The sequence below is a fragment of the Holdemania sp. Marseille-P2844 genome (genome assembly GCF_900120005.1).
GTDB lineage: Bacteria > Bacillota_I > Bacilli_A > Erysipelotrichales > Erysipelotrichaceae > Holdemania.
The window spans coordinates 1-12,476 of sequence record NZ_LT635454.1 but is presented as its reverse complement, the minus strand read 5'-3'; the positions used below and the strand labels follow the sequence as shown (position 1 = coordinate 12,476).

Below are 12,476 nucleotides of genomic sequence, written 5' to 3'. Positions count from 1 at the left end.
TATGGAGTTAACCCAGCTACGCTATTTTGCCGCCGTGGCCGAGCTTCAGCACGTGACCCGGGCTGCAGAACGGATGCACGTCGCACAACCGGCGATCACCAAATCAATTCACCGGTTGGAGGATGAACTCGGCATTCCCCTGGTTGCCTCGCGCGGCCGCAACATCGTGCTGACGGACTATGGCCGTGCGCTTTACGGTATGCTTCGCGAACCTCTGTCAGCTTTAGATCAGATCCCCGAGCAGATGCGGCAGCTGGCTCAGCGCAGTGCCTGCACGCTGCACATCAATGTCCTGGCGGCTTCCCGGGCTGTGACGGACGCCGTGATCGCCTACAAACATGATCATTCGGAAATCTTGTTTTCCATCATGCAGAATGAACTGACGCAAATTTGTGATTTATCCGTCGATACGCTGACAGAACTGCCGGCGGTTTCGCACCAAGTGGACAATTCCGTTTCTTTCCGGGAACCGATTCTGCTTGCGGTTCCTTCTGCCTCCCTTTACAGCAGGCTGAGCTCCATTGATTTAAAAGAGTTAAAGGAAGAAGGCTTTATCTGTCTGGCCGGAAACCGGAAATTCCGGAAGATCTGCGATCAATTCTGTCAGGCGGCAGGCTTTCAGCCGAAAATTATCTTTGAAAGCGACAGCCCGGCAACGGTGCGCAATCTGATCGGGGCAGGCAGCGGCATCGGTTTCTGGCCCGAACATACCTGGGGAGCCATCGGCGAAGACGTGAAGCTGATTCCGATAGCCAGTCCGCAATGTGCCCGCGAATTAAGAATCTCCCTGCATCCGCAGGACAGCGCCCGGACAGCTCTGATTCATCCGTTTTATCATTATCTCATTCATTATTTCGAAGCGTTGTTTGAAGCTTAACGAAAATGGCTGACGGCTAACAGTCTTTCTTGTCTTTCTTCTGCCTTTCTTTAGCCTTTCTTCTGCCTTTCTTCTGTCTTTCCCCACCGTAAAAAAAACAGTTTTTATGCATTTAAAAACACGGAATTCATGAAGTTCGCAAACCCTTCCAATTCCGTGTCTTTTTTATTTCTTTTATTTCAGGTCTTCGTTCTTCTCGGAATCTGCTTCATTTTCATCCGATGGCTCTTCCTCTTTCGAGGCTTTCGTCTTTGCCGGCCCCTTCTCTTCCTGATCCTTTGCTTCCGTATGCTCCGCATCGGACTCTGTTTCACTCAGGATTTCGCTGGCGTCGCTCGGATCTGTTTCCTCGACTAACGCCTTCTTCTTCGGATGTCCCGTCAGGCGCCGGCACAGTCCCAATAACGGATGCCACTTTGGATTGATCATTTCGGTCGCTTCCACAAAGATCTCGGCCACAATCGTCAGCAACACAAGCATGATCATGCCCCATTGTTCATTAAAATAGCTCAAGACGGCACAGCCGCCAAACAGCGCCGTCACCAGATACAGCACCAGCACGGTGTTGCGGTGTCCCAGTTTCAGCTTATACATTAAGATGTGATGCAAATGCGAGCGGTCTGCCTGCATGATCCCCTTGCCGCTCAGCTTCCGCCGCACCATTGCGATCAGCGTGTCGGAAATCGGAACGAACAGAATGATCACCGGGAAGCCCAGCGTGATGAACGTCGTCGTCTTAAACCCCAGCAGCGACAGACAGGCCAGCGTGAATCCGAGGAACAACGCCCCGCAGTCGCCCTGGAAGATCGACGCCGGATGGAAATTGTACGGCAGAAATCCGGCGATCGCACCCGCCAGGATCAAGGAGATCACCGGAATATCCCGGCGTCCCATAAAGAAACCGATGAAGCCGATCGTGCAGACGACGATAAAGCAGATGCCTGCCGATAAGCCGTCCAGCCCGTCGATCAGGTTGATCGCGTTGGTCACGCCGACAATCCAGATAAACGAAACAAGAAAGGAAAACGGCATCATATTGATCTCAATGCCAAACGGCAGGGTGATCGACGTCAGGCCGATGCCGCCGACCAGAATCGCGATCAGCGCCCCGGCGACTTCAAACAACAGTTTTTTTAATGGCGACAAATTGATCATGTCGTCGAGCAAGCCGCCCAAAAAGACCACCGAGCCTCCGATCAGGATCCCGTTGATGGTCGAGTCGGCCTTCAAAAAACAGGCCATTGAAATCATAAAGGCGACGAAAACGGCCAGACCGCCCATCTGCACTATCTTTCCGTGATGAACCGTTCGGTTGTTTTCCACTGCGTACACCTTTAAGGCGAATCCGATGCGCTTGGCAATCGGTACGCAGATCAGAGAAATCACAAACGGCAGCGCAAAGAACGGAAAGGCGCCTTCAATCAAATGCAGCATTGAAAGTACCCCCAGACTACGATAAAGAAATATCGCTGAATCAGCGATATTGTTGGTTACTAGCGAACAAGATGCAGATTTTCAAGCATGACGCCCGTGCCTTCCGCCACGCAGGACAGCGCGTTTTCAGCGACATACACCGGAACGTTCAGCTCGTTGATCAGCAGCTGATCGATCCCCTGCAGCAGCGCGCCGCCGCCGGTTAAGACTACGCCGCGGCTGACGATATCCGCACTCAATTCCGGAGGTGTCTGTTCCAGAACTGTACGGCAGGCCCGGACGACGTCCTGCAGGCTTTCGCGCATGGCCAGTTCTGTTTCTTCCGAATTCAGCGTGATCGTGTGCGGCAGACCGGTGACCAGGTCACGCCCACTGACGTCCATCGAATCGCTGCGGCTGCCTCTCCAGGCCGTGCCGATGCGCTTCTTGATTTCTTCCGCAGTGCGGTCGCCGATCAAGAGCTTATAGCTTTCCTTCACATATTTGATCAGATCGCGGTCGAGCTTATCGCCCGCAATCTTTAAGGACGTGCTGGTGACGATTTCACCCAGGGAAAGAATCGCAACGTCGGTCGTTCCGCCGCCGATATCCAGAACCATCGAGCCTGTCGGCTTGGCGATATCCAGACCCGCACCGATCGCCGCAACCTTTGGTTCCTCTTCGATGTAAACGCGCTTGGCGCCGCAGCGGTAAGCCGCGTCCCGGATCGCGTTGCGTTCGACGGACGTGATGTTCGACGGGCAGCAGATCAGAATCGTCGGACGGGAGAACATTCCCTTGAGTTTCAGTTTGCGGATAAAATGCTCAAGCATCAGCTCGGTGACTTCAAAATCGGCGATGACGCCATCCTTTAACGGACGGATCGCGCTGACGCGGCCCGGGGTTCTGCCCAGCATTTCCTTCGCGTCCTGGCCGACAGCCAGGCACTTCTTCGTTTCTGCATCTAATGAAACAACGGAAGGCTCGTTCAACACGATGCCCTCTCCTTTAACGTAAATTAATGTATTCGCGGTACCTAAGTCGATACCTACTTCTTTGGTAAACAACATAAACCAACCTCCGCATCTCGTGTAAACACAAACATTATAACACAACTCCTTAAAATAACACCAGAATTAATGAATTTGTAACTATTTCAAGGGCTATCGCAGCGCGTACCTGTCAGAAAAAAACAGCACCGAAGTGCTATTTTATTTCAGCCGGCTTCATGCCGATGACCGTTGCCGGATCAATCAGCTTACCGTCCTTCTGCACCACGACATGAAGATGGATTCCCAGATCCTTGTTATAGATGTTTTCGCCTGCCAGGCCAAGGACATCGTTCTGATTGACAACCTGATCTTTTTTCACCGATACCTGGGATAAGCTCTGATAGGTAATTTCCAGATCTTCCCCGGTTTTCACCGTGACGCTCTTGCCGAACATCGCGTCTTCTTTGACTTCCGTCACCGTTCCGCCAAGCATCGCCGTGGCCTCGAAGACTTTGCCGTCATACGCGTAATCGAGTCCCTGATTCGGACGATACACGCCTTCAAATTCCGTAACGGCCTGACTGAGCACGTCTTCGCTTTTTGTTTTATCGAAGAAATGCAGGACTTCCTTGGCGTTGATCGCAAACGGCGCGGCGACGGTTTCGTCTGCCGGCAGTACGACCGGGATATGCAGGGAAGCCACGGCGTCCGGCTGATTGACCGGAAGGACGGGTTTGTTGTTGAATAAAGTGGAATTGGCAATGAAGAAACCGGAGATCAGAATCAGAATCATCGTCATCAGGATCACGGCGGTTGCTTTGCCTTTGGTACTTTTCTTTTCGTACATATACATGGATTTCACCTCTAGTGGTGAGTATGTCCATGTCCTTTTTGTTTATACATGGATCTTGATGACGAGATTGAGTAAAAACTGCGCCGCTAACAAAGCGATGCACATCGCGGTCAGAATATACAGCAGCTGGGCCTGCACGACACGCCCTTTGCGGATCAGTTTTTCATAGTTCAGGGCCTGCATGGCGTACAGTGCCAGCGCAAAACAGGCCAGATGCACAACGACACGAACGATCGCTTCCATAAGATCCTTCCTTTCCCTCTTTGCCGCTTCCGCTTATTTCCAGCGGACAAAATCCATTTTCCCTAGGCGGCAGCGGACAGCCTTGTTTCGTTCATCATACTGGATTAAGAGGCTGGCTGTCAAACGTTACTTTTATCTCTGGTTTCCTTGCCGGCATAAAAAGGTAAGTGATTCATACCGGCCCATTACAATTTTCTTACGTTTCGCCGGTCTTCTTCCTTCACATCGTTTTTCCTTATATAATAGAGATAACCGGAATCTTCACAAGGCAATGATACGCCGCTGCTGAAAATCCAGAGCTGGCGCAATGGCCTGATTCAGTAAAGGAGAGCTTATGAAAAAAGATCGCTTCTATAATATTCTGTTTCCCATCTGGTTCTTTTTGTTTATTCCTTCCACCTGGCTTTTCCTGATCACATTCCTTGGGAACGCCGCGATTGATTCGCTGGTGTTGGCCCTGGGCTGCAAAATGAATCATAAGTCTTTCGTTTCAGCCTGGAAAAAGAGCTTTCCTGGGATCTTTGCGTTTGGTTATCTGGCCGATTTCATCGGCGCCGCAATATTGCTTATCCTCTCCACCGTTTTGAGCGATCCGTTTCCCTACGCAATGCAGTTTAATCCATTTTCCAACTTTGCCGGATTTCTGCTTGTTGCGCTGATAGTGGCGACAGCAGGGGCTCTGATTTATTTTTTCAACCTCAAAATCAGTTTCCGCAAGCTGGACTGGTCGCTCAGTGAGAAGCGCAAAGCGGCGTTGGTTCTGGCGGTTTTGACGGCGCCGTATTTGTTCTTATTTCCTTCGATTCTGCTTTACCGATAAAATGATAAATGATTATCAAAGAATGAAAATCACATCAAAAAATTGAACCGCGGGTTTTCCGATATCACATCAGGCAATATGCCTGTTTTTTATTCTTTTCAGCTTGCTGATTTATTTTTGACATCCTTTCATCAGTCCTCTTTCTGAGCCTTGATCACACTAATGAAACAACTTTCTTCCTGTTTTACAAAACGAGGACTCATTTACTCTGCTTCTTTCAAATTAATTAGAGTAACGAATGTTTAATGATATAATAAATTTATATTCCAGGCCGTTATGAAAGGAGTTCATTTTCATGAAAAAGAAATCATCGCCAGGCCCCGTCCTTTTACGTTGCTTTACCGGAATTCTCGCTGCATTCATCGCCTTGATAGCTCTGGCCAACTTTATTTCCGGAGGTGGATTATTCGCAACAGTCCTGTTCATTTTCGCAGCTTTGTTCATTGCCCCGATCAAATCCATCGCAGAAATAAAGAAGAAATACAGAGTCAAGCCCAGTCTGACTGTTGTTCTTATGCTTCTTTTGTTCTTTTCAGGGATCTTATTTTCCAATGTTCCTTCCGCAGATAAACCGGCCGCCGCTGCCACACCTGCCGCTACAGTTGAGGCAACTCAGGAACCCGATGCTCTTGCGGTCAACGATTTCAATGAATCGCAGAAAGAAGAAAAAAACGTTTCAAACGGAGCAGAAAAGGAGCAGGAACAGAAAGCTGGAGAGAGTTCTCCAACTTCATCCACTTCGCCCGCTGCAAGTCCGCTCCCTTCGCCAACGCCTTCACCGGCAGTCAAGTCTACCCCGATTCCAACTCCCGCGCCTACGCCGGAACCGGCACAGTCTCCTCAAACCCTCTTATTATACGCAAATACTTCTTATTATAGCAACGCCTGGCAAATCAAAATCGGAGATACTGTCAGCACCTATGTTCAGTATGGTTCAAGCGGCGGGAATACACCTTCTTATTTAAACTATTATTCTGATAATGAAGAAATTGCAACGGTCGATTCTCAAGGCAATGTCAATGGCGTCGCTGCAGGGACAACCAAAATTCATGTTGAAGGTGATGGATTGGAAGATTATATTACCGTTGCCGTCAGCGAAAAACAAATTGTCCTGGAATCGGAATCCTCAAGTCAGCAAGGATATCAAAGTGAGGGTGCGGATTATGTATTAAATACAAATACAATGAAATTTCACTATCCAAGCTGCCGCCACGTCAAAACCATAAAAAGCAGTAATCGTTGGGATTATCATGGTGATCGAGAAGAAGTGATCAACATGGGCTATATCCCATGCAAGACATGCAAACCTTAAAACTTAACTTATTGACTTGTGTCGATAGACTGCGAAATTCATCTTTCTAAAATCATGATAAAAACCAGAATGCCTGTTGCTTCCAAATAATGATACGGACTTTGTATCCTTGTCATTGTACGTATCAATCTGCATTCTGGTTTTCTTTTATCTTATCCTTTTATCTTATCCTTTTCTTAAAATTAATCAGCGTAAAAACTCCGATGTAAAACTTTTTCTTTCCTGTCCCAAAGTGTCCTTTCTGAATCAGAGACAAGTTAATCTTGAACCCTGTAGATTTTCAGATCAACGATCTGGCCGTGGTCATCGCGTTCAATATAGACGTCGACCTGACCATCGCTCTGCATTGAGTATCGGCCGGCCATTTTGTCCTCCATCACTCTGACCTTTTTTCCCTGGTAAGTATAGCCTTCGTGGTCATAGATCAGCTCATGTTCCTGATATTCCTGATCCAGTATCTCATCGCTTAAGTTGAGATAAGCGGCAATATGGAAGGCCCGCGGCTCGGCGTGAAATTCGGCAACCAGCGCGGCTGCGGCTTTTTCTCTCAAGACGTTCAGGCCATCCTGCGGATTCTGGCGCAATACCTGGATCAAGGCTTGATCGGCACGGCTGCGGATTTCCTGCGTCGATGGCAGATTGAGATCCCGCGTCAGTTCCGCTTCCAGCATAAAGCGGGAGTCCGCGCTGGAACACATGGACGACAGCTCTGAGGAAAACGGGGTTTGGGCTGCCGCCGCGGTGATCATGGTAAAGCTGACCAACAGGCCCAGACAACTGACTGTCATAATTTTCTTCAACGGTTTATAGGCAGCGATGCTGCGGACCCGGCGTTCCACTTCATTGCGGCTGAATGCACAGTAGTTCCAGGCAAATTTCAGACGTTTGCGCGACATCTGAATCAGCGCCCGGGCATAGCTTTGACGCTGCTGGATATCCAGGATCGTCAGCACCGTTTCGTCGCACGCTTCCTCAAGATCCCGGCTGATCCAGTTGACCATCAGCCAGACCAGCGGATTAAACCAGTGGATACAGAGCGCAAGCAATGCGGCCAGCTTCATCAGGTTATCCCGGCGGCGGATATGCGCGCATTCGTGAAGCAGGATGTTCCGCAGCAGTTCCGAATCCCGGAAATCCAGGCTCGCGGGCAGGAAAATCAGTGGACGCAGCACGCCGGAAACCAGCGGGCCTTCAATCTGATCGTTGAGATATACTTCCGCCCGCACATTTCGTTCTTCCAGAATGGAGCTGACTCGTTCATCGTCTTCAATCAAAATACTATCGTCAAATTTGCGGCGCGTCTGGGTATAGCGCCAGAATAAAAATCCTCCCAAAAGCAGCGTTCCGGCAATGCGAATTGTTACCCAATTCCATTGAAATGCCGGAAGCGCTGACTGCGCGACTTCGTTAGTCGTTGTATAAGCAATTTGCCGATCCTTGGTTACGCTTGTTTCCGCAGTCTGACCGGCAGTCCCGGCTTGTACGATCACATCTGCGCTTTCCGCAAACCGTTCAAAGAATACCGGCAGCTTCCAGTCAGGCAGTGAAGTCAGATTGAACGGCGTCGATAATGAAAAGGGAAGAAGCAGACGAATCAGGACGCAGATCCATAAAAGCGGAAACAACCGTTTCGGCAGAAACCGTCCGAATATTTTTTTGAGCAGCACCACGATGACGATCATTCCGCCCCCGACCAAACTCATCAGCACCAGCGGCATATTCATTTTAACAATCCACATGATTTTTTCCTCATTTCATCTTTTCGATCAGCTTCAGAAGTTCGTCGGCTTTTTCATCGCTGAGTCCCTTATTCTTTAAGAAGGAAGAAAAGAACAGCTCGTCGCTTCCACCGAACATTTTATTGATCAGCTCCGCGGTTTCCTCTTTCTGAACCTCTTCCCGGCGGACTAACGCCTCACATTGAAAGTTGGGTTCCGTGCGCAAAACCGCGCCCTTATCCACACATTTTTTGATCACGGTATACGTCGTATTCTTATTCCAGCCGATACTCTGGCCCAGCTCATCGGCAATTTCCTTCGCCGGTGTTTTGCCTTTCCGCCATAAGACGTCCATGATTTTTAATTCAGAATCGAATAATTTCATCCTGTCCTCCTTTCAGACTACTTCAATAGTCTTCTTGTTAAATAAAGACTACTACAATAGTCCATTAATGTCAAGACGATTTGAGTAGTCTGATCTGTTTTACTGGAATTATCTTTTCTTAATTTCAAAAAAATTCTACATCTCAATTTTATATGCTGTTAATAGCTTAAAGTGAATTGAAAAACAATATTCCCGTTCCGGCATAACTTATCAAATTTTTTAAATTTATCTGATATCGAAATCTACGAACAAAAGAATAGCAATTATCTAATAAAATCATTTACTCTGAGAATCAAAATCCCAAATAGTTTAAAAGCTGGGCAGCAATTTATCCCAGCTTTAATGATATAACGCATTCTTACTTAGACCTAGAACTTGCATCTCAGGATAAAGCATTAGAATTGATTCTTTTAATAACATTCTGAATTCCATTTAACATGTTTAAATCATTACCAAACAATTCAAGGATCGTACCTTTATCTGTAAACGGTGTATGTTTAAGCACTTCTGGATCCTTTAGCATACCGTTTCTTACAATATATTCAATAATCTGATTGACAAAATAAATCTGATTACTATTCAGCTCCGCATCATCCAGATATTCCGCAAACGCCCCTTTCGCGGCATTCATATCCAAGCCTACAATTTCTCTGACAAATTCACCTAATGGTTTATCTCCGAACTCTGAATAATAGTCTTGTTGCGTTCCCAATTCAATCCAAAGAATGTATTCTAAATCCTTTAGATCCTTGGAATTTAGAGGTTCATTGGACTTGAGTTTTATGATGGCTGGATTGTCTTGTTGATGCTGCTTAATATAATATTCAATCTTCGCTTTATAATTTTCCAAGTTAGTTTGATTAAGTTCTGACTCATGCCATTCTATAGAAAGAATATCATCTTCAAAATTAGTATCATATTTACTTATTTTTCCTTTTGGCAAGTATTTCATAAGACTTCTAAGTTTTTCTCTGATTTCCTCAAACTCATTAATTCCGCTATTGTCCAAATAATCTGTATGCAGGATTTTGTTGATTAAGTCTGAATGAACCTGAATTTCCGGAATGTTGGCTACGTTGGAAATTTCTTTAACCTTATTAGTTAAATCTCTATACCCTTTCATATACCGATTATTCATTAGATACGCTAACTCGATCTGATACATTAAAGCATCAAATCGCACTGCGCTGATCTCATCTTCATCAGGTTGAATCAGCGGTGTAAGCTCATTTTTAACCATTGAACAATCATCAGAGGTCAAAGTTACATAATTTTCTGGATTCGAGTAAAAATCAACAAATTTAAGATGTTGGCGCACATCAAATTTGGAACGATCCAATTCTTTTACCTTTGCCACCAATTCATCAACTAAAGTACTTCTCCACACTTTTAATTCCTCTGTCTGATAAGCCATAGCTTGAAGTTTCCACACAATTTCAAATTTCAAGTTAAAGATCGCTCCTTGAATAGCGGTTATATTCGCAGAAGCTTTCCCTTTATTCATTCTGAAAAATTCAAAATTACCACAAAAATCGAAAATATAAAATTCTTTTTTATCTTCCCCATCCAGCAGTCCAGGACATAAACGGGTTCCACGTCCAATCATTTGCCAGAATTTTGCCTTGCTCATTACCTTTTTGAAGAAAACAAGATTTACTACTTCAGGCACGTCAATCCCCGTGTCCAACATATCTACAGATATTGCTATCTGAGGAAGCTTATTAGCATCCGAAAACTCATCAATCGCAGTTTGTGCATAATTGATATAATTGTCAATTACTTTTGCATATCCCTTTAACTGTGGATATTCTTTATTAAAAATTTCGTATATTTTTTCCGCATGATTGTGATTTTTAGCAAATATAATTGTTTTTCCTATTTTCTGGCCATAATCAATTTTAATTCCATAATGAAATAGGGTTCTCAAAACTTTCTTTATAGTATCCTCATTAAACACCCACTCATTTAACGCTTCAGGACTAATCCTTTCTGGAAAATTTCCATTCTCATCCGTAAAGGTATTTTCGTATTCTTCTTTTTCTTCGTCGCTCAATTGATCCCAGCTAATTCCATCAACAATAAATTTCAAATCTGTTTCTACTGATAAGTAATCGACTAAATACCCATCTTTTACAGCTTGAGCTAATTCATATCCAAAAGTCGGAACATGGTTTTCAAGTTCAAAAATTCCATACGTGTTTTTATCAATTTCATCTTTTGGCGTTGCGGTCAAGCCCACTAACGGTGCATCAAAATACGTGAATATATCCTTATATTTATTATAGATGGATCTATGAGCTTCATCGCATATGATTAAATCGAAATGCCCGCAAGTGAAAAGTTTTTTGCCCTCTTCTTTAATTGAATCGATACAGCCCATCATCGTTTGATAGGTAGAGAAAACCGCATGTGCGTTATAATTATCTTTCTCCTCAACCAGATTCGTCGCTGACAATTCTGGAAGCAAATTAACAAAACTTCTTTTTGCTTGAATAACTAAAGAATTACGGTCTGCTAAAAACAGAATGTTTTTTACCCATCCGTTTTTTAATAATACATCGACAAGTCCGATAACAACTCTTGTCTTACCTGAACCAGTTGCCATGACCAGTAGTGCTTTTCTTCTATTTCTGGCATCGAAAGCTTCGCAAACTGCTTTAATCGCATTTTCCTGGTAATAACGCCCAGCAATCTCCTTATTGATATCAATATACTTCAAATGCGATTTCATCTTCTGCAAGTTGAAATGTTTTTCCAAATCTCGCTTAGAATAAATAGATGAAACTTTTCTTTCCGGATATTGATTATCTATAATTCGGGTATCAAAACCATTCGTCAGAAAAATAACGGGTCTTACATGATATTGTTTTTCTATTAAATCAGCATATAAAGAGGCTTGCTGCCTTCCTTGAGAAACATCAACACATGTTTTTTTCGCTTCAATAATCGCTAATGGTTTATGCGCATCATCAAATAAAACATAATCAGCATAACCAACATTCGACTTATTTGGCATTCCAGTTAACTCTACTTCATTCAGCCAATCTTTGCCTTCTGTCCATCCAGCATCAATTAACATGGCATCAATATATAGCTTCCTTGTTTTGAACTCAGATAAATCCAAAGGCCTGGCAACATAGGTATCCTGTTGTTGAATTCTGCGCTCACTTAATTCAGCTTTTAAGGCTTTATTTTCTTCAATCAGAGTCTGTAATTCAATATCTTGTACTTTATTATCGGGTTCACTTATCTTTTGAGTCTCTAATAAGGTTTCATCATAGTCTCTCTGTTCATAATTTTCGACGTAGCAGTAAGCGATAAAGTCAAGAAAATAGAAAAGGTTACGCAAACATATTTTAGCTATGTTTTCACTTTTCTTATCTGTGGTATGGGCTGCTTTATTACCATATCTGCGAATGAATTCTAAACGATTCCACAAATCAGTACCCACGATATCCCTAAAAGCATCAGTATTCATCAAGCTATGTAAATTATCCTGATAGGGAACTTTCAATTCTCGATCAACGGAATACATCCATTTAATTGCCGCTTCCATCGCTCGTCGGCAGTTAAAAATACATGAGCTAACATCGATATTGAATGTTTTTTCTGCGACAACCGCAATATCTACAAAGCTATCAAAATCTTTTTCGTCTTTCAAATAATCGAAGTTAGTCATAAATTCCCTCCGTTCTAATCTAATTATACACTTACATTCACTTATGTGGAGCGACATATTTTGATTTATCGCTCTGACGAGCGAAGTCTGCAAACTTTTTCTGGAGGGACAATTTCGGTACAGAAACATGAATTTTTTCGAGATTGCTAACAGCCAATCCCGGTTGTGCAGCTCCAGTAGCATA

At 44.6% G+C, this 12,476-nt stretch carries 10 protein-coding genes; 3 read left to right on the top strand and 7 right to left on the bottom strand.

Translation table 11 applies throughout. The features are described 5' to 3' along the window. Position 1: 1 nt before the first annotated feature. Positions 2-877: a LysR family transcriptional regulator gene (locus BQ7364_RS14875; RefSeq protein WP_072685438.1), complete on the top strand. Its 876-nt coding sequence runs from the start codon at positions 2-4 to the stop codon at positions 875-877. A 174-nt stretch (positions 878-1,051) separates the two neighbouring features. On the opposite strand, the gene BQ7364_RS14870 is transcribed toward BQ7364_RS14875, so the two are convergent. From BQ7364_RS14870 to BQ7364_RS14855, 4 genes are all read right to left on the bottom strand, one after another. Next, positions 1,052-2,311, bottom strand: coding sequence for an undecaprenyl-phosphate alpha-N-acetylglucosaminyl 1-phosphate transferase (locus BQ7364_RS14870; RefSeq protein ID WP_072685437.1), 1,260 nt, complete (start codon positions 2,309-2,311; stop codon positions 1,052-1,054). A gap of 59 nt (positions 2,312-2,370) precedes the next feature. Beyond that, positions 2,371-3,360, bottom strand: coding sequence for a rod shape-determining protein (locus BQ7364_RS14865; protein ID WP_006057934.1), 990 nt, complete (start codon positions 3,358-3,360; stop codon positions 2,371-2,373). A 136-nt stretch (positions 3,361-3,496) separates the two neighbouring features. After that, positions 3,497-4,129: a M23 family metallopeptidase gene (locus tag BQ7364_RS14860; protein WP_159432823.1), complete on the bottom strand. Its 633-nt coding sequence runs from the start codon at positions 4,127-4,129 to the stop codon at positions 3,497-3,499. 48 nt (positions 4,130-4,177) lie between these two features. Then, entirely contained in the window at positions 4,178-4,378 is a 201-nt protein-coding gene (locus BQ7364_RS14855; protein ID WP_072685436.1) for a DUF1146 domain-containing protein, read from the bottom strand. A 334-nt stretch (positions 4,379-4,712) separates the two neighbouring features. Here BQ7364_RS14855 and BQ7364_RS14850 point away from each other — a divergent pair, with 334 nt between their 5' ends. Then, on the top strand, positions 4,713-5,198 hold the full coding sequence (locus BQ7364_RS14850) for a hypothetical protein (protein WP_072685435.1): 486 nt from the start codon (positions 4,713-4,715) through the stop codon (positions 5,196-5,198). A 295-nt stretch (positions 5,199-5,493) separates the two neighbouring features. Beyond that, on the top strand, positions 5,494-6,510 hold the full coding sequence (locus BQ7364_RS18570) for an Ig-like domain-containing protein (protein ID WP_072685434.1): 1,017 nt from the start codon (positions 5,494-5,496) through the stop codon (positions 6,508-6,510). 257 nt (positions 6,511-6,767) lie between these two features. On the opposite strand, the gene BQ7364_RS14840 is transcribed toward BQ7364_RS18570, so the two are convergent. The 3 genes from BQ7364_RS14840 to BQ7364_RS14830 all read right to left on the bottom strand — a co-directional run bounded on the left by BQ7364_RS14840 (position 6,768) and on the right by BQ7364_RS14830 (position 12,292). Beyond that, entirely contained in the window at positions 6,768-8,249 is a 1,482-nt protein-coding gene (locus BQ7364_RS14840) for a M56 family metallopeptidase (RefSeq protein ID WP_072685433.1), read from the bottom strand. A gap of 10 nt (positions 8,250-8,259) precedes the next feature. Continuing rightward, positions 8,260-8,613, bottom strand: a complete 354-nt coding sequence (locus BQ7364_RS14835; protein WP_006057941.1) for a BlaI/MecI/CopY family transcriptional regulator — start codon at positions 8,611-8,613, stop codon at positions 8,260-8,262. A 382-nt stretch (positions 8,614-8,995) separates the two neighbouring features. Then, positions 8,996-12,292 (bottom strand): DEAD/DEAH box helicase family protein, encoded by a 3,297-nt coding sequence (locus BQ7364_RS14830; RefSeq protein ID WP_072685432.1) that lies wholly within the window; start codon positions 12,290-12,292, stop codon positions 8,996-8,998. Positions 12,293-12,476 lie beyond the last annotated feature (184 nt).